The organism is Agromyces subbeticus DSM 16689, assembly GCF_000421565.1.
Classification (GTDB): Bacteria; Actinomycetota; Actinomycetes; order Actinomycetales; family Microbacteriaceae; genus Agromyces; species Agromyces subbeticus.
The window spans coordinates 371,458-393,995 of sequence record NZ_ATXG01000003.1 but is presented as its reverse complement, the minus strand read 5'-3'; the positions used below and the strand labels follow the sequence as shown (position 1 = coordinate 393,995).

Here is a 22,538-nt window from a genome sequence, read left to right as displayed (position 1 = left end):
CGGGCACCTCGACGGCTACGGACCCATCGACCCCGACACCGCCCGCCGACTCGCCGCCAACGCACCATCATTCGTGCGGCTGCTCACCCACCCCATCACCGGCACCGTGCTCGACCTCGACCGCACCAACTACCGACCACCCGCCGACCTGAAACGCTGGCTCCAAGTCCGCGACGGCACCTGCCGCTTCCCCGACTGCAACCGCAACGCCACCCGCAGCGACCTCGACCACAACCGCGACTGGCACGCCGACACCGGCCCCACCAACCACGACAACCTCGCCCACCTCTGCCCCCTCCACCACCACCTCAAACACGAAACATCCTGGACGCTACGACACCTCCCCGGCGCCACCCTCGAATGGACCTCCCCCACCGGCCGAATCCACCGCACCCAACCAGCACACACCATGACGGGCCACACCCATTACGAGGTCGAAGCCGAAGCCAGATTCGCCGGTGATCCACCGTTCTGACGCACGACCGCGGCGTGACTCGGCACGCCGTTCGAGCAGGTGCTGCCCGTCAGACGCGATGAGCCGAGGTGGGCGCGAGCACCTCGGATACCGGCGCCGCCGCGGCATCCGTCTTGGGCTCGCCGTGCATCGCGCCCGAGTTGCGGAGGAAGACGATGATCCAACTGAAGATGAGCACGGCCGCGACGAGTTCGACCGCGGTCAGGTTGTAGTACCCGGTCGCGAAGAACACGGCGAGCACCACGATCACCCCGACGTAGACGTAGCCGAGCAGCACGAACACCCGCGGCATCGACGGGATGAACCAGCGCAAACCGATCACGAGCACCGAGTAGGCGACCGCCATGCCCGTCGCCACGGTGTTGTGCAGAATGAAGAACTGGTCGACCGGAAAGATCCCGACGCAGGCGAGGAAGGTGCCGATCAGGATCATGCCGACGCGCACGATGTTTCGCCCGCGCACCTCGACGTGCGTCGTCGCGGGCACTACCGCGGTGGCGTAGCGGGCGATCGTCGTGACGATCACGCCGGCGACGATGAGGGTCACGTTGAACGCGAGCGACGAGATGTCGTTCGTCATGCCGAGGGCGCTGAGGTTCATCTTCCACCAGAGCGGATCGCTCGAACTGAGCATGCTCGCGAGCGCACCCACCACGAGGAAGAGGGCCAGCACGAACGACAGCAGCATCGGCGTGAGGTGCGCCGAGGAGAGGAACACGGCATAGGCGGTGACGGCCATGCCGACCCCGGCGAGCACGGCCCCAGGGATGGTGAAGACGACCGCGCCCTGGAAGCTCTGTTCCAGCAGGTCGGCGAGGCCGACCCAGCCGAGCAGCGCGATGAACGCGTGGGCGAGGGCGATCGCGGTGAGGTCGAACCAGTGGATGCGCGCGCCCGGCGCGTCGAGGCCGGGCATCGTCGCGTCGGCGAAGCCGGCCGACCGTCGGGTGCGCAGCACCAGCCGGCCGAGCACGAACGCCACGATGGTGGCGAGCGCTGCGCCGATGGCCACGAACTCGCCGAGCGAGCCAGGGCCCGCGATCGGCAGATCGCGGCCGAGGAACACGATCCACGCGACGAGTCCGCCGACGACGAAGGTCGCGGCGCCGATGAGCAGTGCGATCGATTCGAGCGACTCCGCGGTGGCCGCCGGATGCCGCAGCACCCGGGCGATCGACGACGGGGCCGGGGCGATGCTCGGGGTCGGGGCGATGCTCGGGGTCGGGGCGGTGCCCACTGACGAACTGCTCACGGTGGCTCGGCTCACGGGCTGCTCCTTCGAGGTCTGCTCGGCATCAGCATGTCAGCGATCTGCGCGCCGAGCGGGGAGCGACGCCGGGTCAGCCCGTGATCGGGTCGAGCACCTCGAGCATCGAGCCCTGCACGAAGCCCGCCCATTCGTAGGCCGCGCGCAGGTAGTCGTCGCGGGACTCGTCGGAGCCCGCCTCGTCTTCCTCGACGATGCCGACGCGCTCGGCGAGGATCAGCCGCAGGTCGGTGAGGAAGGTCAGCCAGCCCCACGCCTCGGCCTGGTCGAGCTCGATCTGCACGACCCCGCCCGGCTCTTCGACGGCGGTCGCATCGCGCACCCGCTGCGCTGCCTGCCGCTTGCCGTCGACGAGGCTGTCGCGCGTGTACCGGGTGAAGTCGTGGGCGGCATCTCGGTCGTCGGGATAGGCGTTCGGCAGCAGGCGGCCGAGCGCGGGGTCATCGGCCTCGCCGAGCAGCAGCACCGAGTCGACCTGGTCGGCGAGCTCTGAGAGCAGCATCGCCTCTTCAGTCTCGAGCACGATGCGCACGCCGTCGCCACCGCCGAGGCCCGCGACGATCATGGCTCGAACCGCTCGACGGTGGCCTGCAGTCCGTAGCCGTGCATCGCCTGCACGTGGCGCTCCATGGCTTCACGATTGCCAGTGGCGACGATCGCCCGGCCCTCGGTGTGCACGAGCAGCATGAGCCGCTCGGCCTCGTCACGGGCGAGCCCGAAGTAGCTGCGGAAGACGTAGCTCACGTAGGTCATGAGATTCACCGGGTCGTCCCACACCACGACGCGCCACGACGGCTCCGGCGTGGAACGCACGGCGCTTTCGAGGTCGAGTTGCTCGATCGTGGTCGTCATGGTTCAAGCCTGACACGATGCGACGGTGCACGCACCCCACCCGTGGGCGAGATCGTCATGTCATGCCTCCCGCCTCGACGCCGTCACCGTGAACTTCGCGTTACGGCCGATCTGCCGCGTCGGCCCCACGACGCGCTCGAGCAGCGGCCGATAGCGCAAGTGCGAGTTCCAGACGCACCAGAGCTCGCCGCCCGGCGCGAGTACCCGACCGGCATCGGCGAAGAGGTGCGCGGCGATGCCGGTCGAGATCGCCGCGTCGCTGTGGAACGGCGGGTTCAGCACGATGAGCGTCTCGCTCGAGTCGGCGAACGACTCGAGCCCATCGGCCTGCTCGACGCGCACCCGATCGGCGACGCCGTTGGCCTCGGCGGTCAGGCGAGCGGATGCCGCGGCCGACGCCGAGCGATCGGTCGCCGCGACCCGCACCGCAGGGCGGGCGCGCGCGAGCCACGCCGCCACGATGCCCGTGCCGCACGCGAGGTCGACGGCGGTCGCGGCATCCGGAACCGCATCGCCCAGGTGCCCGAGCAGGAACCGCGTGCCGATGTCGACACCGGTGCCGGCGAAGACGCCCCCGTGGGCGACGACGGTGAGGCCGAGATCGTCGTGGCGCGCACTGCGCGGCCAGCCTGTTTCGGCCGGTCGCGTCGGCACGCCAGTGCCCCGCCGCGCCACGAGCACCCGCGACTTCTGCCGCGCGAGACTCACGTCGAGCCGGCCGAAGCGCCGCTGCAGCACGTCGTTCATCGCGAGCGACATGTGCTTGATGCGCCCGCCCGCGACCACCACGACCTCGGGGTCGGCATGGGCGGCGATCAACCCCGCCACCTCGTCGAGCCGGTCGAGCGATCGCGGCAACCGCACCAGCACGAGCCGGGCGCCGGTGAGGAGCTCTGCGCCGAGCGGCATCGACCGCACGAGCGGCTCGGCGCCGAGCCGCTTCGCGTTCTCGGCCAGCGCGCGTTCGCCCGTGACGAGGTCTTGGTGCACGCGGATGCCGGTCGCGCCCGCGTGGGCCGCGGCTAGCGCGAGCGCACCGTACGAGTCGTCGACGACCGTGATGGTGCCGGCGCCGGCCTCGCCGTGCACGGTGGGGTCGATGAGCGCTCGGGCCTCGTCGAGAATGAGGCGGTCTGCGGCATCCGATGCCTCGAGACCGGGCCCTTCGACGTCGGGGTGTCGGCGCAGTGCGCCGAAGTCGAAGGGCATGCCCCAAGGGTACGCGGGCGACCGCCGACGCACGCGCGCCTGATCACGGGCGCAATCCTGGGTGCGGTTCACATCGAGGTTTGCTACTCTCGGGGCCGCATGCAGCACGCACAGCCAGGGGGTCGGCGCGCGGCGCGACACGGAGTCGCGACGCCCGTGTCGCGTGCCCAGGGCACGACGGCGACGCCACTGCGCGTTGCGACCCGGAGTCGGCGCTCCCTCGCCGCAGCGGCCGTGCTCTCGGTCATCGGCCTCCTCGCGGGCCTCGCGCTCGCGCCGCAACCGCGCGCGGGCGAAGTGCTCGCCTTCGCCGCGGCAGACTCGTCGCACGCCGCGTCACCGCACACCGGCGACGCGCAGAGCCTCTCGGTCGCACCGGATGTCGCGGCGCCCGCGATCTCGCACGAGTCCTACGCCGCGACGACCGGCACGCAGACGCTCGTCGCCGGCGGCACGAACGTCGACTGGGCGAAGCTCGTGCTCATCGAGGGCGGCTGGCCGCTCACCGAGGAGAACGTGACCTTCATGATGCGCTGGATGCGTCAGGAGAACGGCGCCGACAACTGGTGGAACCGCAACAACCCGCTGAACAACGGTCAGGGCTCGGGCGGCGGTTCCGGTCTCGGCAGCTACCCGACGCTCATCGAGGCCGCCTATTACGCGGCCGAGAACCTGCAGTCGGGGCGCTACCCCGCAGTCGACGCGGCGCTCGCCAGAGGCGATTCAGCGGATGCCACGGCGCAGGCGATCTGGGCGTCGGCGTGGGCCTCGAGCCACTACGGGTACGGCACGCACTGGAGCTCGCGCCCCTACGAGGCCATTGAGGCCCCGGCCTCGGCCTGGGGTCGCTGAGGTCGCTGAGGTCGCAGCGAGCCTGCGAAGTTGATCAGCGATCGAGCGGACGCCACACGACGACCGCGTTCTCACGCCTGATGCGCGTGCCGGCACGCACCGACACCACCTCGCCCGCCGAACCGGCGGCGAAGACCCGGCGCCCCGGCCGGTTCAGCATCTCGTCGGCGAGCGCGGCCTCGAGCTCGCGCACCCTGGCGCGCAGCGTCGTGACTTCGTCTTCGAGGCCGAGCACGCGGCGGATGCCCTCGAGGCTCACGCCCTCGCTCGAGAGCTGCGCGATCTCGCGCAGCTGCACGACGTCGTGCATCGAGTACCGTCGCGACTTGCCCGCGGTGCGGGTCGGCGAGACGAGCCCGAGCCGGTCGTACTGGCGCAGCGTCTGCGGGTGCATGCCCGCGAGCTCGGCGGCGACCGAGATGACGAACAGCGGGCTCCGCTCGTTCATCTCCACCGCCTAGTCCTTGGCCTTGGCGAGCAGTTCGTCGCGCGGGTTCTCGTCGGGCAGCAGCGCCGCGAACTCCTCGAGCTTCTGCTCGGCGTCTTTCGAGAGGTGGGACGGCACGGCGATCTGCACGACCGCGAGCAGGTCTCCGACGCCCTTCGACGTCTCGACGCCGCGGCCCTTGACACGCAGCACCCGCCCGCTCGGGGTGCCGGCGGCGACCCGCAGCTTCACGGGGCCGCCGCCGAGCGTCGGCACCTGGATGGTGGCGCCGAGCGCGGCTTCGGCGAACGTCACGGGCACGTTGACCCGCAGGTTCAGGCCGTCGCGCTCGAAGACCGGGTGCTTGCGCACGCCCACGGTGAGCACGATGTCGCCGGGCGCGCCGCCGTCGGGCGAGGGCTGGCCCTTGCCGCGCAAGCGGATCTTCTGCCCATCGGCCACTCCGGCCGGGATGCGCACGGTGATCGGCTTGCCCTCTGCGGTCTGCAGGGTGATCTGGTCGCCCTTGGTGGCGGTGATGAAGTCGAGGGTCGTCGAGGCAGTGACATCCCGCCCCTTCGACGGACCGCCGGAACCCCGGTAGCCGCCGGTCGGTTGGCCGAATCGGCCACCGCCGAAGAGCCCGCCGAGCAGGTCGTCGTAGTCGCCGCCCTGCTGGAACGTGTACTGCTGCTGGCCGCGGCCGGCGCCCTGGCCGAACATGCCGCCGAAGACGTCTTCGAAGCCGCCGCCGGCGCCGCCGCCGCTGCCGGGCGCCGTGAAGCGGGCCCCGGAGCCCATGGCGCGCACGGCGTCGTACTCCTTGCGCTGCGCGGGATCGGAGAGCACCGAGTTCGCCTCGCTGATCTCCTTGAACTTCGCCTCGGCGGCAGCGTCGCCGGGGTTGGAGTCGGGGTGGAACTTGCGGGCGAGCTTGCGGTACGCCTTTTTGAGTTCGGCGTCGCTCACATCTTTGGAGACGCCGAGCACCTGGTAGAAGTCCTTGTCGAACCAATCCTGACTGGCCACTGGCACCCCCTTCTCGTACTGAATCTAACGTTCGTCGTCGGTCGAGTAGCGACGAAGGAGCGTATCGAGACCTCGCGCGGGTCTCGATACGCGCTTCGCGCTACTCGACCGACGGACGCACTACTGCGGCGTCTTCACGACGACCTTCGCAGCACGAAGCTGCGTGCCGCCGAGCGTGTAGCCCGTCTCGACGACATCGGCGACCGTGTCGACCTCGACCTCATCGGAGGGCTGCTGGAAGATCGCCTCGTGCCGCTGCGGGTCGAACGGCTCCCCGACCTCGCCGAACGGAGCGAGGCCGAGCTTCTCGACCGCGCCGCGCAGCTTGGCCGCGATGGTCGCGAACGGCGCGTCGCTCTCGAGATCGCCGTGCTTCTCGGCACGGTCGAGGTCGTCGAGCACGGGCAGCAGCACGGCCACGGCCGCGCCGACCGCGCGCTCGCGCTCGACCTCGCGGTTCGCCTCGGTTCGCTTGCGGTAGTTGGCGTACTCCGCTGTGATGCGCTTGAGGTCGGCGAGGTGCTCGTCGCTCGGCTCCTGCACCTCGGCGTTCGCCGCGTTCAGGATGTCGTCGACCGTGAGCACCTCGTCGTCGTCACCGGCAGCGGATGCCGCGGCATCCGTCTCGGCCTCGGGCGTCTCGGCCTCGGACTTCTCGGCTCCCGGCGTCTCGGCCTCGGGCGTCTCGATGTCGGGCCCCTCGGCCTGGGTGAACTCGTCACCCAGACCTTCGGGCTCGTTCTCGTGCTGGCCTGACATGGTTACTTCTTCTCTTCTTCGTCGTCGATGACCTCGGCGTCGACCACGTCTTCGTCAGACGTGGCCTCTTCACCGGTGGGCGTCGCGTCTTCGCCGGCGGGAGCGGCCGCGTCGGCCTGCTGGCTCTGCGCGTAGATCGCCTCGCCGAGCTTGCCCTGCGAGGCGTTGAGCTTCTCGAAGGCCGACTTCACCGCGGCGTCGTCGTCACCCGCGAGGGCGGTCTTCAGCGCGTCGACGTCGCCCTGCACCTCGGACTTGACGTCGCCGGGGAGCTTGTCGTCGTTGTCTTTGATGAGCTTCTCGATCGAGTAGACGAGCTGCTCGGCCTGGTTGCGGGTCTCGGCCGACTCGCGACGCGCCTTGTCTTCGGCGGCGTGCTCCTCTGCCTCGCGCACCATGCGCTCGATGTCGTCTTTCGGGAGGCTCGAGCCGCCCGAGATCGTCATGCGCTGCTCCTTGCCGGTGCCCTTGTCTTTCGCCGACACGTGCACGATGCCGTTGGCGTCGATGTCGAAGGTGACCTCGACCTGCGGGACCCCGCGCGGAGCCGGCGCGATGCCGGTGAGCTCGAAGGTGCCGAGCGGCTTGTTGTCGCGAGTGAACTCGCGCTCGCCCTGGAAGACCTGGATCGCGACCGACGGCTGGTTGTCGTCGGCGGTCGTGAAGGTCTCGCTGCGCTTGGTCGGAATCGCCGTGTTGCGCTCGATGAGCTTGGTCATGATGCCGCCCTTGGTCTCGATGCCGAGGCTGAGGGGGGTGACGTCGATGAGCAGCACGTCTTTGCGCTCGCCCTTGAGAACGCCGGCCTGCAGGGCGGCGCCCACGGCGACGACCTCATCGGGGTTGACGCCCTTGTTGGGCTCCTGGCCGGTCTCCTGCTTGACGAGCTCGCTGACCGCGGGCATACGCGTCGATCCACCGACGAGCACGACGTGCGCGACATCCGACAGCTTGATGCCGGCCTCGCGGATGACGTCTTCGAAGGGCTTCTTCGTGCGGTCGAGCAGGTCGCTCGTCATGTTCTCGAACTCGGCGCGCGTGAGCGTCTCGTCGAGGTTGGCGGGGCCGTTCTCGGTGAGCGAGAGGTAGGGCAGCTGGATGGAGGCCTTCATGTTCGAAGACAGCTCCTTCTTGGCCTGCTCAGCGGCCTCCTTGAGGCGCTGCTTGGCGATCTTGTCGTTCGAGACGTCGACGCCGGTGGTCTCCTTGAACTTCTTGATCAGCCAGTCGACGACGCGCTGGTCCCAGTCGTCGCCGCCGAGGCGGTTGTCGCCGGCGGTCGCGCGCACCTGGATGGTGGAGAAGTCGTCGTCTTTGCCCACTTCGAGGAGGGAGACGTCGAACGTGCCGCCACCGAGGTCGAAGACGAGGATGAGCTCGTCTTCTTTGCCCTTGTCGAGGCCGTACGCGAGCGCGGCCGCGGTGGGCTCGTTGATGATGCGCAGCACGTTGAGGCCTGCGATCTCGCCGGCCTCTTTCGTGGCCTGGCGCTCGGCGTCGTTGAAGTACGCGGGCACGGTGATGACAGCGTCGGTGACCGTGTCGCCGAGGTACTGCTCGGCGTCGCGCTTCAGCTTCTGCAGGATGCGGGCCGAGATCTCTTGCGGCGTGTACCGCTTGCCGTCGATCTCGTCGGTCTTCCAGTCGGTGCCGACGTGGCGCTTGACCGACGCGATGGTGCGGTCGACGTTGGTGACGGCCTGGCGCTTCGCGGTCTCGCCGACGAGCACCTCGCCGTCTTTCGTGAAGGCGACCACCGACGGGGTGGTGCGAAGGCCCTCGGCGTTCGCGATGACGGTGGGCTCGCCACCCTCGAGAACGGCGACGACCGAGTTGGTGGTTCCGAGGTCGATTCCTACTGCACGTGACATGTGTTTCTCTCCTTCTCTCCGCACCCCGGCCGTGTCGTGCGAGCATGAAGCGCGAGCGATGACCAGACGGCACGGATGCCGGTTCGAACCGTGCCGGCTCGCAACCGAAGTGCCTGAGCCAAGACTTGAGCCTTGACGACTCAAGCCTCTCAATGCCTCGTGAACGTGTCAAGTCGAGGCGGCGAAACTTGAGTGTACTTGACTCAACTCACAGGTGGTGCCCAGTATTCCTCCGGTGTGCGGCTCGTGAAGTCGGCGGGCGCCTCGGTTCCAAATAGGTCAGCATTGGCTGTATAGTCAGCGTGTGCTGACTCTTGCCTCGCGCCTCGACGTGATGAACCGGCTCGGCCGGGCCATGGCCGACCCGACGCGGTCCCGAATCCTGCTGACCCTGCTCGATCGACCGAGCTACCCGGCGGTGCTCGCCCGCAACCTCGCGCTCACCCGGTCGAACGTCTCGAACCACCTGGCCTGCCTGCGCGACTGCGGCATCGTCGTGGCCGAGCCCGAGGGCCGGCAGACGCGCTACGAGATCGCAGACCCGCACCTCACTCGCGCCCTCAGCGCTCTCGTCGACGTCACGCTCGCCGTCGACGAGAGCGCGCCCTGCATCGACCCCGCGTGCACGATCGACGGATGCTGCGAGGTGGCGGGATGACCGCGGCATCCAGCGCAGCGCTGAGCGACGCCCGGCGCAGCCGGCTCCACCGCCGGGTGCGATTCATCGTCGGCTTCACGATCGGCTACAACGTGATCGAGGCGATCGTCGCGATCTGGGCCGGGTCCGTCGCCTCGTCGGCTGCCCTCATCGGGTTCGGCCTCGACTCGGTCGTCGAGGTGCTCTCGGCCGCGGCCGTCGCCTGGCAGTTCACGCGCGCCGACCCCGAGCGCTGGGAGCGGGCCACGGTGCGCACGATCGGCATCGCCTTCTTCGCACTCGCGGCCTACGTGACCGTCGACGCGGTGCTCGCCCTCACCGGCGTGCAGCAGGTCGAGCACAGCCCCGTCGGCATCGGCATCGCCGCACTGAGCCTCGTCGTCATGCCGGCGCTGGCCTGGTTCGAGTTCCGCACCGGGCGCGAGCTCGGTTCGCGCAGCGTGCAGGCCGACGCGAAGCAGCTGCTGCTCTGCTCCTACCTCTCGGCAACCGTGCTCCTCGGCCTCCTGCTGAACTCGCTGTTCGGTTGGGCCTGGGCCGATTCCGTCGCGGCGCTCGTGGTCGCGGTGCTCGCGATCCGCGAGGGCGTCGAAGCCTGGCGCGGTGACGTCGAGTCGCCGTTCGAGGTGATCGCGGAACTCGAGGAGCACGAACGGGCGTGAGACCGGCCACCGACCGGCAACCCGGGCACGTTACGATGCCCGCATGTCGAAGCAGCCGACCGAGGAAGACACCACCGGCCACGTCGTGCACCTGCTCGATCGGCTCGACGGAGCGGCGGCCGCACCCGAATCGCTCCTGCTCCCGAAGCGCATGCGCGCGCCCGGCCGAGTGGTGTTCGCACTCGTCAGCCTGGTCGCGAGCGTCGGCGCCGTGTTCGCGATCACGATGCTCTGGATCGAGGAGACGCCGGGCTGGTGGTTCAGCCTGATCTTCACCGTCATGATCGGCGGCATCCCCGTCGCGTTGTGGGCGATCCTGATCGGTTCGATCGAAGAGGCGCGGGTCGAGCGCGCGATGCAGCTCGCCTGGCGGGACGGCCGGCACCGCGCCCGGGCCGCGGCGGGCACCGTGGCCGAGCGACGCACCGGTCTCTCCGACGACGGCTCGGTCTCGTCGTTCGACCTCGTCGTCACCCTCGGCGACGGCCAGACGATCGCTGGAAGCTGGCGGCCGCCCACGGCATCGGGCCGGCGGCTGCTGCAGACGCAGGTGCCGGGCGTCGGCACGCTCGTGCGCGTCTGGAACCTCGCCGATGCCGGCGCGGGTTCGAGCGCGAGCCCGGTCGTCATCGAGGTGGCCGACCCGACCGTCGTCGTACAGCCATGAGCGCGACGCGCACGCCCGAGCCGGGCTCTCCCGAGCCTGGCAGCGCCGCCGACGTCGTGCGCGCCTGGGACGCCCGCGCCGACCGCTATCTCGACCTCTTCCGGCACGAGCTCGACGGCAAGCCCTTCGACCGTGCAGCACTCGCCGAGTTCGCCGCTCGGGTCGGGCCGGGCGGCCGGATCGTCGACGCCGGCTGCGGCCCGTGCGGTCACGTGGCGGCCCTGCTGGCGAGCCACGGGCTCGACGTGCTCGGCATCGATCTCTCGCCACGGTGCATCCGTCTGGCTCGATTGGAGCAGCCCGCCATCGACTTCGAGGTCATGGATCAACGACTGATCACGGCCGATGCATTCGGCGGCCCGATCGACGGGCTGGTCTCGTACTACTCGCTGCACGACCAGCCGAAGCGCCTGCTCTCGACGACGTTCGCCGCATGGGCCGCGGTGATCCGGCCCGGCGGGCGGCTGCTCGTGGTGGCGAAGGCGGGCACGAGCGACGGTGTCGTCGATGATCCGCTCGGCAGCGGCATCCGCGTCTACTGGGCCGAGTACACGGAAGCCGAGCTCGCCGCGGCGGCCGAGGGGGCCGACTTCTCCGTCGACACGATCGCCGCCCGCGATGCGTACGACGACGAGATCGACGCGCGGCGCATCGCGTTGTCGGCCGTGCGGACCTGAAGCAGGTTCGTCGTCAGGGCCGGCGCATCGCGACGGTGAGCAGCGCCCGCAATGCCCCCGGGATGCGCGATTCGTCGAGCGCGTCGATCCTGATCGGCGCGAACCGCGCCTTGCGACCACTGTGCGTGCCGAGGAAGCGGCGCAGCTGCGCATCCGTCGGCCGCTCGCGCTGGGCGGGCTGGTACTGGAACCGGCGGAACCGCGGGAGTTCGCCGTGCTCGGCCAGCAGTTCCTGCATGCGTTCGACGCCGAGGGCCCGAATCAGCTCGCCCTCGAGATCGGGCTCGCACGAGAAGAAGCCGCGCTCGGTGAGCTCGGCTTCCGTGCCGGCCGGCCCGAGGCCGCGCGCTTCGAGGGCACGCTGCACGTGAGCGGTCTCGGGCGCGTCGAAGAGACCGAGCACGCGCCCGGCGGGGCGGCCTGCGACGAGCTCGGCGAGGTGCCGATGCAGGTTCGTGACACCGTCCATCGAGACGACGGTCACTCCGGCGCCGACCAGGTCGTGCCCGAGCCGCACGGCGAGCGCCTCGACGGCGAGCCGGTCGCTGTGGCCCTCGACGAGCAGCACGGTGACGGATGCATCGCGCAGCACGTCTCCCGGCATGCGCCGACACTACTCCGTGAAACCGACACTGGACGATGAGCTCCGTGCGCCGTAAACTGCCCGAGTTGCGTGAATCGCGTGACATGGCCCGGTGCATCCGGTGAAGAGAGAGGAGTCGATCATGGCTGTCGTTGTCGTGAACCTCCACGTTCCCTTCACTTGCGAGGCCTCCACCCGCTAAGCGGCCCGGTGGCCTCCGCGACCTTCGGAGATCCACCTTGCACATCACCTCGTCACTCGACGAATCCGCCGTCGTGCGTGCGCACGCGGCATCCATCCCTCTCACGACCCCGCGTTTCGACGTGGGCGACCTCGCCTTCCAGACCACGGAGCCCGGCGAGGACCAGCGCTGGTCGACGTGGCCGGCGACCACCCCCTCCGAGCGCGGCCCCGAGCCGCGGCCGGCCTGGCTCGTCACGGACGCCGCGGCGATCGACACCGAGCTCGGCGTCGTGAAGTCCGGCAAGGAGGCCGACCTCTTTCTCATCGAACGAGCCGTGCCCGGTGCCGAACCCGGCACCCTCGGACGCAGCACGCTGCTCGCGGCGAAGCGCTATCGCGGCAGCGAGCACAGCGACTTCCATCGCTCGACGGTCTACACCGAGGGCCGCACCACCCGTCGCAGCCGCGACGCGCGAGCCCTCGCCAAGGGCACGACGTTCGGCCGCGAGGTCGCGCGCATGCAGTGGGCGTACGCCGAATTCGAGGCGCTGAAGCGACTCACCGAGCTCGGCGCCGCGGTGCCCTACCCGGTGCAGGTCAGCGGCACCGAGGTGCTCATGGAGTTCATCGGCGACGGTCGGGTCGCCGCCCCACGGCTCGCGCAAGTGCGCGCGACCGCCGCCGAACTGCACGACCTGTTCCAGCAGATCGTGGGCTTCATGCGCACCCTCGCGCGCGCTGGTCTCGCGCACGGCGACCTCTCGCCGTACAACCTGCTCGTGCACGAGGGACGCATGGTCGCGATCGACCTGCCCCAGGTGGTCGACGTGATCTCGAACCCGCAGGGCTTCGAGCTGCTGCACCGCGACTGCGTCAACGTGTGCGACTGGTTCACGAGGCAGCGACTCGAGTGCGACGCCGAGCAGCTCTTCAGCGAGCTGATCGGCGAGGTCTACAGCTGAGGGCGCGGTCGCGAGCGGATGCCGGTGGCTCGCGACATCCGCTGTGCCCTCGCTCCTGAGCTCAGGGGCAGCCCTGAGTTCAGGTCACGATTCGTGCAGCCCCATTGCCGAGAGGAAGAGCGGTTCCTTAGCGTCTGGGTATGGGCATTCGAAGCGCAGCGATCGCGGCGAGCACCGCCGGCATCCTCACTTTCCTCTTGAGCGGATGCGCCGCATCCGCGCCGGCACCGTCGGCCACCGGCACCACGGTCGCGTCGATGTCGGCCGAGCCGACGACACCCGCAACCGATGCCGCCGACTCGCCGACGTGCGACACGGTGCTGACGTCGGCGGAGTACGCGAGCCTCGCCGAAGACGGCCACGCGCTCGACGACTCGACCTTCCTGCTCGGCCCGGCCATGGAGCGAATGGATGCGGCCGACGCCCTCATGTGCAGTTGGAGTCGCCCGAACGGCGACGTCACCGTCTGGTACGGCCGCCTCGAGGTGGGCGACGAGGGCGAAGCGTGGATCACCGAGCTCGAGGCTGAGGGATGGCTCGAGGACACCGTGCAGGGCGACGGCAGCTACCAGGCCCCCGCCGACTACGACCCGAACTACCAGCCCTCGGTGCTGCTGCGCGACGGGGTGCTGCACTTCGTGAGCTACAACCCGCTGCTGCTGTCGGTGGCCGAACTGCAGTAGCCGGCCGCGCGGCGCGAGCGGGGCATGGGCTCGCAGCGATACAGTGCCCACGGATCGATGAGGATCCCGGTTCGAGTGCGGCCGGTGCGATCGGGCGAGACCCGGCCGCTCACGGCGCGCCACTCCCCGTTCACCTGAGAGAACGAGACTGCAGCCATGACCGACCCCGACGCGCCGCGCTCGCCAGAAGCACCTCGAAACTTCCCGCCGTCGCATCTCACGCCGCCCGACGGTGCCGCCGCGACGATCGGGGTGGCGACATCGCAGGTCGAGGCGGTCACCGAGGCCGGCGCCCGTAAGGGGCGCATCTTCGCGTGGGGTCTCTGGGACTGGGGCTCGGCGGCGTTCAATGCGGTCGTCACGACCTTCGTGTTCACGGTGTACCTGACGAGCGAATCGTTCGGGCCCGCGGGCACCGTCGAGGCGCAGCTCGGCTGGGCCCTCGCGATCGCCGGGCTCTTCATCGCCCTGCTCGCGCCGATCACCGGTCAGCGCTCCGACACGAGCGGTCGCCGCAAGCTCTGGCTCGCGGTGAACACCTACATCGTCGTCGCGATGACGGTCGCGATGTTCTTCGTGCTGCCCGCACCGGAATACCTGCTGCTCGGGCTCTTCCTCGTCGCGGCCGGCAACGTGTTCTTCGAGTTCGCCGGGGTCAATTACAACGCGATGCTCGTGCAGGTCTCGACTCCGCGCTCGATCGGCAAGGTCTCGGGCTTCGGCTGGGGCATGGGCTACGTCGGCGGCATCGTGCTGCTGCTCATCGTCTACTTCGGCTTCATCCAGCCCGAGGTCGGGCTCTTCGGCGTCACGGGCGAGAACGGCCTCGACGTGCGCGTGACGATGCTGGTGGCCGCGATCTGGTTCGGGCTCTTCGCCCTGCCGGTACTCTTCGCCGTGCCCGAGTACCGCAACCCGGCGGCCGTCGACCGGGAGAAGATCGGGTTCTTCGCGTCGTACGCGCGCCTCGGCCGCGACATCAAACGACTCTGGAAGGAGCAGCGCAACACGGTGTGGTTCCTGCTCGCGAGCGCGGTGTTCCGCGACGGGCTCGCCGGGGTCTTCACGTTCGGCGGTGTGCTCGCGGCATCCGTCTTCGGGTTCTCGCCCGGTGAGGTCATCATCTTCGCCATCGCCGCCAACGTCGTGGCCGGCATCTCGACGATGGCCGTCGGCGCGCTCGACGACCGGCTCGGCGCGAAGCCCGTGATCATGGCGGCGCTCATCGGGCTCGTCGTGAGCGGTCTGCTCGTCTTCTTCCTGCACGACGGCGGCCAGATCGTGTTCTGGACCGCGGGCCTCGCGCTCTGCCTCTTCGTCGGCCCCGCGCAGTCGGCGAGCCGCACCTTCCTCGCCCGGCTCATCCCGGCCGGCCGCGAGGGAGAGGTCTTCGGCCTCTACGCCACGACCGGCCGCGCGGTGAGCTTCCTCGCGCCGACGGCGTTCGCGCTGTTCGTCACGATCGGCGGCGAGCCGTACTTCGGCATCCTCGGCATCGTGCTCGTCATCGCGCTCGGCCTCGCGCTGCTGATTCCGGTGAAGACGAGCGCGCCCACGCGGTGACGCGGGTCGCCGCACGACTCGTATCCGGAGATAGGCCGCTGATCAGTCGCGCGGCCAAGCGGCGATGAAGCGGGAGAAGAGCCGGGCGAACTCGGCGGTCTCGGCCGGGGTGAATCCGGCGAGCGCGGTCTCGACGGCGCTGCGTCGGGTGTCGCGTGCGCTCGCGAGGAGCGTGCGCCCCGCAGCCGTGAGCACGAGGGCGCTCCGCCGCGCGTCCGAAGGATCCGCTTCGCGGCGCACGTGGCCCGCCTCGACGGCGGCCTGCACGAGCCGGCTCGCACGCGGCTGATCGACCCCGATCGCCTCGGCCAGCTGGCTCACCGACGGCGGGTGCTCGGCACCCTCGAGGGCGTCGAGCAACCGGAAGCGGGCGGCGTGGGCGAGCCCGTGCCGCGACGGCATGCCGCGAGCCTCGCCCGGTGCATGGTCATGTGCACCGTCGTCGGGTGCACCGCGGTCGATGTGACCGCCGCCGTCGCCCCGGCCACCCCGCGGCCCGCCCCAGCGACGCCCGCGTTCATGGTCGCGTTCGCGATCGTGGTCGCCATCGCCGCCATGGCCGCCATGCCGGTGACCGTCGCCGTGCCCGCCCCGGCGCTGCAGCCGCCGTTGCTGCTGGTCGCGGCGCATCGTGACGAGTGCCTGCTCGATGAGCGCGATCGGGTCGGTCGAGTCGCCGTCCGCGCCAGCCGAGCCGTCCGAGCCGTCCGACCCTGAGCGTTCGCCGGGAGGGACTTGACTCGATCCATTCATGTATGTCATTGTACATATACATGCTACTGAGCATGCAAATGAATCCGGCAGCACAGCGGGCCCGAGCGAGAGCCGCCCCAGCACCGCTGCCACAGCGAGCGAGCCTCCAGCGCCGCCGCGACACCCGACGCGCAACCGCGTCACGAAAGGAACACCCATGTCGAACCACGACAACAGCACCCCAGACACCACCACGCCCGCCCCTGACGCTCGCCGCCCCTTCGGCTTCTGGCTCCGGGTCATCGACCACCGCCTCGACGATGCGATGCGCGAACTCTTCGCCGCCGAGGGCATCACCCGACGCGACTGGCGTCGACTCAACCTCATCGCCGGCACCGTCGGCGATGCTCGCATGAGCGAGAAGCTCGCCGCACGCCCCGAGCGGGTCGAACCGCTCGTCGAGCGCGGCTGGGTCGACGGAGCGCCCGGCGCCTGGCGCCTCACCGAGGCCGGCGAGAGCGCACGTGCTTCACTGCACGAGCGAGTCTCGGGCCTGCGTGCGAAGGTCTCCGGCGCCGTAAGCCCCGAAGACTTCGCGACGACGCTCGCCTCGCTCGAGGCGATCGCCCGCGAGCTCGGCTGGAACGAAGACGAGCGAATGCCGCGCCGCCACGGCCGCGGTTTCGGCCGACGCCACGGCGGCGAGGAGACCGGCGAGCGCACCCACCGCGGACCGCACCGCGGCCACGGCCGTGGCTGCGGCGAGCACGGCCACCACGGCGGCGGCCACGGCCAGCGCCCACGCCGCGAGCGACCGGCAGCCGAGCTCAGCTGAGCAGCTGAGCAGCTGATCCAACTCGCGACCGGCCGGCAGCTGAGCCGCCTTTGACTCGACAGGGCCCGCTTTCCGAAGCGGGCCCTGTCGATGCGTCAGGCCGCGAGGTCGTCGACGTCGGCGAGCGGCGCGATCGCCGCGGCATCCGCCCCGGCGCTGCGCAGCAGGGCCACGAGCGCACGGCGCGCGAAGACGTAGGGCTGGTTCGAGCCGCTCATCACCGAGCGTGTGTTCGCCGCGTCGAGCAGCGCGGTGGCCACGAACGCGAACTGCTCGGGGTCTTCGCCCGCATCGACCTCGCCCTGCACGATGGCGAACCGGAACGAGGCGGCGACATAGCCGCTCCAGTCGTCGAGCGCGGCCGCGAGCGCATCGCGCACCGGCCCCGGCTTGGCGTCGAACTCCGCGGCGGCAGCGGCGAAGAAGCATCCGCCCGTGAAGATGCGGTCGCGTGAGTATGCGATCCAGCCGTCGAGCAGGCCGACGATGCGACGGATGCCGCGTGGCTCGACCCGGGCCGGCTCGATGACCGTCGCGACGAACCGCAGCCGGGCGGCCTCGACGGCGGCGAGCTGCAGGCGCTCCTTCGTGCCGAAGAGCGTGGCGACGCCGCTCTTGCTGACGTGCGCAGCGTCGGCGAGTCGGCCGATCGAGAGCCCGTCGAGTCCTTCGACCGAGGCGAGGTCGACCGCGTGGTCGAGCACGAGGCGACGGGATGCGTCGCCCTTGAGCCGCCGGCCGTCGGTTTCGATCACCTCTTGATTGTACGCACGATCGTTCGTATAGTTCACGTACGACCGTTCGTATTGTTAGGAGCCCGACATGTCAGCAGCATCCGCCGTCGCCGCCGGAGTGCGCGCAGCATCGCGCGTCTCGCCTGACTTGGGGGCGGCCATCGCCCTCCCGCTCTTCCGGCGCGTCGGCAAGCGTGCACCGGTCGTCGCCACCGACCTCGCGACTCACCGCGCGGCCCGTCGCGGCGTCGTGCGCATTCCCGGCATCCGCGGCACGGGCGTCGATGTCGTCACCTACGAGTGGGGCGCAGGCGAGCGCAGCGTGCTCTTGGCGCACGGCTGGCAATCCCGCGCGAGCATGTTCGCCCCGCTCGTTCGCGAACTCCGCAGCGAGGGCTTTCGAGTGCTCGCCTTCGACGGACCGGCGAACGGCGACTCCCCCGGCCGTCACACCTACGTCGTCGACCACCTCGACATCATCGACGAGCTCACCCGCCGCGAAGGGCCGTGGCACGCACTCGTGGGGCACTCATTCGGTTCGCTCGCGGCTCTGATAGCCGCGCACGACGGAGTCCCGACGACCCGGGTCGTCGGCATCGCCAGCGCGGCCGACCCGCGAATCTTCGTCGAGGGCTTCGGCGAGATGCTCGCCCTCAACGCGCCCACTCGCGATGCCCTCGCAGCGCGATACGCCGCGAGGGACTTCCCCGGGCAGCCCGACCCCTTCGAGCGCTACTCGGCCGTGCGGCATCCGCTGCCCGCCGGCGTGGCGTTGCTGCTCGTGCACGACCGCGGCGATCGGCGCATCCCCATCACGGAATCGGAACGACTGCTCGCGGCGAACCGCGGCCGGGCCCGGCTGCTCGCCACCGCGGGGCTCAGCCACAACCGGGTGCTTCGCGCCGACGCGACCCTCGACGCCGTGATGGAGTTCCTGCTCGCTCGCGACGGGTCGCTCAGGGAATCGACGGCGGCCGGGGCGCAGACGACCGCCGGATGACTCGGATCAGCTCGTGACGAGGGCGAGCAGCACGGCCAGGCGGTCGTCGCCGTCACCCGGAACCCGATTGGTTCGCTGCAGCATCGTCAGGCCGTGCAGGCTCGCCCACAGCACTTCGGCAAGCGTGCCTGAGCGCTCCGAATACGGCTGCACCGCGGCGCGGATCTCGGAGAACGCCGCGACCAGTTGCGGCAGCGTGTCGGCCTGGGCGAACGCGAGCCCAGTGCCGCGCACGAACATCGCGTCGTACATGGCGGGGTGCGCCTCGGCGTACCCGAGATACGCGCGACTCACCGCCTCGAGCGCCCCCTCAGGGCTGGCGGCGTTCGCGCGAGCCTGCGCGAGGGCGTCGGCCATCTCGCCGAACCCCTCGACGGCCACCGCATCGATCACGGCGTCCATCGACTCGAAGTGCGAGTAGATCACCGGCTGCGTGTAGTCGATCGCATCAGCCAGGCGCCGCGACGTGACCGACGACCAGCCTTCGGCCTCGGCGAACCCTCGGGCAGCCGCGACGATCGCAACGCGTCGCTGCTCGCGTCGTCGTGCCATGCGTTCGCTCGTTGCCACGAAATCGAGACTATCGCTCGATCGAAAGGAATGCTAGCGTCGCAATAAATCTTTCAACGATAGGAATAGCATGGATCTCGCACAGTTCACCCCGGCCACCTGGATCGGCGCCTCCCTCGCGCTCGTCCCCGCCCTCGGCATCATCTTCATCGGGATCTCCTATATGGTCGCGCCGACGGCCACATCGCAGGGCTTCGGCTTCACCACCGCGATCACCCCGGAGGTCACACCGTGGCAGCACATCAAGGGTCCGCGCGACGTCGCCTCCGGCCTCGTCGTGCTGGCGATGCTCGTGTTCTTCGGGCCGGTTGCGGCGGGCGTCATCCTGCTCATCGAAGCGCTCATCCCGATCGGCGACGCGCTCATGATCATCCGCAACCACGGCCGGCTGTCGGCAGCGCTCGGCATCCACGTCTCGACGGCGGTGGTGATGGTCATCGCCGCCGTGCTGTTGTTCTTCTGAACAGCCGTGTTCTTCTGAACAGCCTGGAGGCTAGTTGCCCGTCGAACCGGCGTCGGTGACACCCACGTCGGTGCGGTGGAAGTTGTGGAACGAGCGTGACGCCGTCGGCCCGCGCTGCCCCTGGTAGCGGCTCGCATACTCGGCCGAGCCGTAGGGGCGCTCGCTCGGCGACGACAGCCGGAAGAAGCACATCTGGCCGATCTTCATGCCCGGCCACAGCTTGATCGGCAGCGTCGCGACGTTCGAGAGCTCGAGCGTGACGTGGCCCGTGAAGCCCGGGTCGATGAAACCCGCGGTCGAATGCGTGAGCAGCCCGAGCCGTCCGAGCGAACTCTTGCCCTCGAGCCGCGCGGCGACATCGTCGGGCAGGGTGACGGCCTCGTACGTCGAGGCGAGCACGAACTCGCCCGGGTGCAGGATGAACGCCTCGTCGGGCCGCACCTCGATGAGGTGGGTCAGCTCGGGCTGGTCTTCTGCCGGGTCGATGAAGGGGTACTTGTGGTTGTCGAAGAGCCGGAAGTACCGGTCGAGGCGCACGTCGATCGACGAAGGCTGGATCATGCCCGGTTCGTAGGGATCCAAGCCGATGCGCTGCCGGTCGAGTTCGGCCCTGATGTCACGATCCGAGAGAAGCACGGTGACAGCCTACTGCCGCTGCAGTGAGGCATCCGATCGCTCGACCCGGCTCTCATCGGTCGACTCTTCGCCCGCACCTTCCGTCGGCGCGGGGCCCGCTATGCGCGAGCGGAGGAGCGTCGCCGGGCTCCACCAGTTCCAGCGCCCGAGCAGTGTCATCGTCGCCGGAAGCAGCAGACCCCGCACGATCGTGACGTCGATCAGCAGGGCGATCGCCATGCCGAAGCCGACCTCCTTCATCGCGAGCAGGTCGCCGACGACGAACCCGAGGAAGACGATTCCGATGGCGAGTGCCGCGGTCGTGACGACCGGCCCCGTCGCGGTGATGCCCTCGAGCACGGCGCGGTTGTTCGCCGTTCTGAGATCGATCGCCCGGTCGCGAAGCCGCCAACGCTCGTGGATCCGGGCGAGGAGGAAGACCTGGTAGTCCATCGCGAGACCGAATGCGAGGAGGCAGATCAGCAAGGGCGTCGTGACGTCGAGCGCCCCCCACGGTTCGAACCCGAGCACCGCCTGACCCCAGCCCCACTGGAACACGGCGACGAGGATGCCCAGCGTCGCCGCGATCGTCAGGCAGTTCATGACGAGCGCCTTGAGCGGGATGACCACCGAACGAGTCAGCGCGAAGAGCAGGCCGAACGTCGCGATCAGCACGATGCCGAGCGCGAACGGCAGTCGATCCAGCAGGTGCGCCTGCGTGTCGACGACTCCCGCCGCGGGCCCCGTGACCTGCACGGTGAACTCGGCATCCAATTGACGGATGTCGCGGACGAGCTGTTGCGCGTCGGCGCCCGATGCGTCACCGATCGGGGTGAACTCCACCGCGGTGATCTCGGCCGGAAGGTCGGGAACGACGATCGCGTCGTGCACCGTGGGTAGGTCCGCGATGCGGTCGAGGAGGCGGCCGACGGCCGAGTCCTCGACGGGGGCGTCGATCAGCACCGTCACGGGCTCCACCCCGAGGTCGGCGAACCCGGTCGTCACTGCCTCATAGGCGCGTCGCTCTTCGACCGTGGCGGGAAGCGAGTGGATGTCCGAGCTGCCGAGCGTGAGCGAACCGAGTGGAGCGGCGAGCAGGAGGAGCACCGCCGTCGCTCCGATCGTCACGACGGCGGCACGACGCTGCGCGAACTCGGCGAAGCGGGCGAGCAGCCCTCTGCTGTCACCACCGCTGCGGCGAGTCCACGGTCGCGCCCAGGTGCGCTCGCCGTCAGCCGGAATGTGTCGATGGATGAGGGCGACGGATGCCGGCACGAGCGTGAGCCCGGCGATCGTGGCGAACAGCACGACGGCTGATCCGCCCACCGCCATTCCCGAGAGCAGCGGGTCTCCGAGCGCCAGCATGCCGACGAGGGCGATGCACACGGCGAGCCCTGAGACGAGCACCGCGCGACCCGCCGTCGCGGTGGTGCGTGACATGAGCTCCTCGACCGAGGCGCTCGGGTCCAACGCGCGCTCGTCACGGAACCGGGTGATGACGAGCAGGCTGTAGTCGATCGAGAGCCCGAGGCCGAGCAGCGTCACGACGTTCACTGCGAACTCGTTGATCGGCATGACCTCCGCGATGCCGGCGAGGGCCAACAGCGCTGCAGCGATGCTGGCCACTGCGACCAGCACGGGAAGCGCGCCGACGCGGAATCCGCCGAGCACCACGGTGAGCAGCACGAGCACGATGAGCAATGCGATGCCCTCGCCGACTGCGGCATCCTCGACGGCGCGATCGACGAATGCGCGCTCGGCGAGCAGTTCGCCGCCGACGACGACTTCGGGAGCGTCGATGGTGTGCAGGAGGCGGGTGACCTCGTCGGCGACGGCGAGCGCGTCATCCTGGCTCAGTTCCCGGGCCAGCTCCACGGTGACGAGCGAACTCCGCCCGTCGTCGCCGATCAGGCCTCCCGAGGTGTAGGCATCGGTGACCTCCGTGACGCCGGAGATGTTCCGAACCTCGGCGATCACCGAGCCCGCACTGTCGGCGAGGGCCGGCGAGAAGAAGTCCTCATCCGCGATCACCGCGGTGATCACCTCGCCCTCGGGCAGGAGCTGATCGAGCCGTGCCCCCGCGACCATGGACTCCGTGCCCGGCGGGGCGTCTTCGACGTCGGTGGCAGCGTCGAAGATCGCGCCGCCGAACACACCGCCGAGTACCGCGAGCACCGCCCATGCGATGAGCACGAGCTTGGGTCGCCGGGCCGTCATTCGGCCGATCTCAGCGAGCATGTCGGTGTCCT

Annotated in this window: 26 protein-coding genes; 12 read left to right on the top strand and 14 right to left on the bottom strand. The window is 69.8% G+C overall.

The genetic code is table 11. The features are described 5' to 3' along the window. Nucleotides 1-475: HNH endonuclease signature motif containing protein (locus tag H521_RS22240; protein WP_156891304.1), on the top strand; the 475-nt coding region annotated here is incomplete at its 5' end. 49 nt (nt 476-524) lie between these two features. Here H521_RS22240 and H521_RS22235 read toward each other — a convergent pair. The 4 genes from H521_RS22235 to H521_RS0107985 all read right to left on the bottom strand — a co-directional run bounded on the left by H521_RS22235 (nt 525) and on the right by H521_RS0107985 (nt 3,803). After that, nucleotides 525-1,742, bottom strand: a complete 1,218-nt coding sequence (locus H521_RS22235) for a hypothetical protein (protein WP_022892505.1) — start codon at nt 1,740-1,742, stop codon at nt 525-527. Between the two features lie 73 nt (nt 1,743-1,815). Continuing rightward, entirely contained in the window at nt 1,816-2,307 is a 492-nt protein-coding gene (locus H521_RS22230; RefSeq protein WP_022892504.1) for a DUF2017 family protein, read from the bottom strand. After that, nucleotides 2,304-2,594, bottom strand: a complete 291-nt coding sequence (gene clpS / locus H521_RS0107990; protein WP_022892503.1) for an ATP-dependent Clp protease adapter ClpS — start codon at nt 2,592-2,594, stop codon at nt 2,304-2,306. The genes H521_RS22230 and clpS overlap by 4 nt, the downstream gene beginning before the upstream one ends. Nucleotides 2,595-2,654: 60 nt before the next feature. Continuing rightward, complete coding sequence (locus H521_RS0107985) at nt 2,655-3,803, bottom strand: class I SAM-dependent methyltransferase (RefSeq protein WP_022892502.1); 1,149 nt, start codon at nt 3,801-3,803, stop codon at nt 2,655-2,657. 156 nt (nt 3,804-3,959) lie between these two features. Here H521_RS0107985 and H521_RS22225 point away from each other — a divergent pair, with 156 nt between their 5' ends. Next, on the top strand, nt 3,960-4,655 hold the full coding sequence (locus H521_RS22225; RefSeq protein WP_022892501.1) for a hypothetical protein: 696 nt from the start codon (nt 3,960-3,962) through the stop codon (nt 4,653-4,655). Nucleotides 4,656-4,689: 34 nt separating this feature from the next. Here H521_RS22225 and H521_RS0107975 read toward each other — a convergent pair whose 3' ends face one another. From H521_RS0107975 to dnaK, 4 genes are all read right to left on the bottom strand, one after another. Further along, nucleotides 4,690-5,103 (bottom strand): heat shock protein transcriptional repressor HspR, encoded by a 414-nt coding sequence (locus tag H521_RS0107975; protein WP_026482055.1) that lies wholly within the window; start codon nt 5,101-5,103, stop codon nt 4,690-4,692. Between the two features lie 9 nt (nt 5,104-5,112). Then, entirely contained in the window at nt 5,113-6,111 is a 999-nt protein-coding gene (locus H521_RS0107970) for a DnaJ C-terminal domain-containing protein (protein WP_022892499.1), read from the bottom strand. A 120-nt stretch (nt 6,112-6,231) separates the two neighbouring features. Continuing rightward, nucleotides 6,232-6,870 (bottom strand): nucleotide exchange factor GrpE, encoded by a 639-nt coding sequence (locus H521_RS0107965; protein WP_022892498.1) that lies wholly within the window; start codon nt 6,868-6,870, stop codon nt 6,232-6,234. Between the two features lie 2 nt (nt 6,871-6,872). Then, a complete protein-coding gene (gene dnaK, locus H521_RS0107960) occupies nt 6,873-8,741 on the bottom strand; it encodes a molecular chaperone DnaK (protein ID WP_022892497.1) in 1,869 nt (622 codons plus the stop codon). Nucleotides 8,742-9,045: 304 nt separating this feature from the next. Between dnaK and cmtR the strand changes: the two genes are divergently transcribed. The 4 genes from cmtR to H521_RS0107940 are packed head-to-tail and all read left to right on the top strand — an operon-like array spanning nt 9,046 to nt 11,405. After that, complete coding sequence (gene cmtR / locus H521_RS0107955; protein WP_026482054.1) at nt 9,046-9,399, top strand: Cd(II)/Pb(II)-sensing metalloregulatory transcriptional regulator CmtR; 354 nt, start codon at nt 9,046-9,048, stop codon at nt 9,397-9,399. After that, on the top strand, nt 9,396-10,061 hold the full coding sequence (locus H521_RS0107950) for a cation efflux transmembrane domain-containing protein (protein ID WP_040424014.1): 666 nt from the start codon (nt 9,396-9,398) through the stop codon (nt 10,059-10,061). Before cmtR ends, H521_RS0107950 begins: the two co-directional genes overlap by 4 nt. 43 nt (nt 10,062-10,104) lie before the next feature. After that, the gene (locus H521_RS0107945; RefSeq protein WP_022892494.1) at nt 10,105-10,728 is read left to right on the top strand and encodes a hypothetical protein; all 624 of its coding nucleotides are present in this window, start codon (nt 10,105-10,107) and stop codon (nt 10,726-10,728) included. Further along, nucleotides 10,725-11,405, top strand: coding sequence for a class I SAM-dependent methyltransferase (locus tag H521_RS0107940; protein WP_022892493.1), 681 nt, complete (start codon nt 10,725-10,727; stop codon nt 11,403-11,405). Before H521_RS0107945 ends, H521_RS0107940 begins: the two co-directional genes overlap by 4 nt. Before the next feature lie 13 nt (nt 11,406-11,418). Here the strand turns inward: H521_RS0107940 and H521_RS22220 are convergent, their stop codons facing one another. Next, nucleotides 11,419-12,009, bottom strand: coding sequence for a TOPRIM nucleotidyl transferase/hydrolase domain-containing protein (locus H521_RS22220; RefSeq protein WP_022892492.1), 591 nt, complete (start codon nt 12,007-12,009; stop codon nt 11,419-11,421). Nucleotides 12,010-12,227: 218 nt separating this feature from the next. Between H521_RS22220 and H521_RS22215 the strand changes: the two genes are divergently transcribed. The 3 genes from H521_RS22215 (at nt 12,228) to H521_RS22210 (ending at nt 15,379) form a co-directional block, all read left to right on the top strand. After that, nucleotides 12,228-13,133 carry a serine protein kinase RIO gene (locus H521_RS22215; protein ID WP_022892491.1) on the top strand — a complete coding sequence of 302 codons (906 nt, stop codon included), beginning with the start codon at nt 12,228-12,230 and terminating at the stop codon, nt 13,131-13,133. Between the two features lie 140 nt (nt 13,134-13,273). After that, on the top strand, nt 13,274-13,816 hold the full coding sequence (locus H521_RS0107925; RefSeq protein WP_022892490.1) for a hypothetical protein: 543 nt from the start codon (nt 13,274-13,276) through the stop codon (nt 13,814-13,816). A gap of 156 nt (nt 13,817-13,972) precedes the next feature. Then, nucleotides 13,973-15,379: an MFS transporter gene (locus H521_RS22210; RefSeq protein ID WP_022892489.1), complete on the top strand. Its 1,407-nt coding sequence runs from the start codon at nt 13,973-13,975 to the stop codon at nt 15,377-15,379. A 42-nt stretch (nt 15,380-15,421) separates the two neighbouring features. Here the strand turns inward: H521_RS22210 and H521_RS25435 are convergent, their stop codons facing one another. After that, the gene (locus H521_RS25435) at nt 15,422-16,132 is read right to left on the bottom strand and encodes a MarR family winged helix-turn-helix transcriptional regulator (RefSeq protein WP_084512074.1); all 711 of its coding nucleotides are present in this window, start codon (nt 16,130-16,132) and stop codon (nt 15,422-15,424) included. 157 nt (nt 16,133-16,289) lie between these two features. Here H521_RS25435 and H521_RS24955 point away from each other — a divergent pair, with 157 nt between their 5' ends. After that, nucleotides 16,290-16,907 carry a hypothetical protein gene (locus H521_RS24955; protein ID WP_022892486.1) on the top strand — a complete coding sequence of 206 codons (618 nt, stop codon included), beginning with the start codon at nt 16,290-16,292 and terminating at the stop codon, nt 16,905-16,907. A 95-nt stretch (nt 16,908-17,002) separates the two neighbouring features. Here the strand turns inward: H521_RS24955 and H521_RS22195 are convergent, their stop codons facing one another. After that, nucleotides 17,003-17,662 (bottom strand): TetR/AcrR family transcriptional regulator, encoded by a 660-nt coding sequence (locus H521_RS22195; RefSeq protein ID WP_040424189.1) that lies wholly within the window; start codon nt 17,660-17,662, stop codon nt 17,003-17,005. 67 nt (nt 17,663-17,729) lie between these two features. Here H521_RS22195 and H521_RS22190 point away from each other — a divergent pair, with 67 nt between their 5' ends. Continuing rightward, a complete protein-coding gene (locus H521_RS22190; RefSeq protein WP_022892484.1) occupies nt 17,730-18,641 on the top strand; it encodes an alpha/beta hydrolase family protein in 912 nt (303 codons plus the stop codon). A 6-nt stretch (nt 18,642-18,647) separates the two neighbouring features. Here H521_RS22190 and H521_RS0107890 read toward each other — a convergent pair whose 3' ends face one another. Beyond that, nucleotides 18,648-19,193: a TetR/AcrR family transcriptional regulator gene (locus H521_RS0107890; protein ID WP_051159207.1), complete on the bottom strand. Its 546-nt coding sequence runs from the start codon at nt 19,191-19,193 to the stop codon at nt 18,648-18,650. 88 nt (nt 19,194-19,281) lie between these two features. Between H521_RS0107890 and H521_RS0107885 the strand changes: the two genes are divergently transcribed. Then, a complete protein-coding gene (locus H521_RS0107885) occupies nt 19,282-19,674 on the top strand; it encodes a DUF4267 domain-containing protein (RefSeq protein ID WP_022892482.1) in 393 nt (130 codons plus the stop codon). 30 nt (nt 19,675-19,704) lie between these two features. On the opposite strand, the gene dcd is transcribed toward H521_RS0107885, so the two are convergent. Together dcd and H521_RS22185 are read right to left on the bottom strand one after the other, a co-directional pair. Continuing rightward, complete coding sequence (dcd, locus tag H521_RS0107880; protein ID WP_022892481.1) at nt 19,705-20,310, bottom strand: dCTP deaminase; 606 nt, start codon at nt 20,308-20,310, stop codon at nt 19,705-19,707. Nucleotides 20,311-20,319: 9 nt separating this feature from the next. Continuing rightward, a complete protein-coding gene (locus H521_RS22185) occupies nt 20,320-22,527 on the bottom strand; it encodes an MMPL family transporter (RefSeq protein ID WP_022892480.1) in 2,208 nt (735 codons plus the stop codon). Between the last annotated feature and the right edge of the window lie 11 nt (nt 22,528-22,538).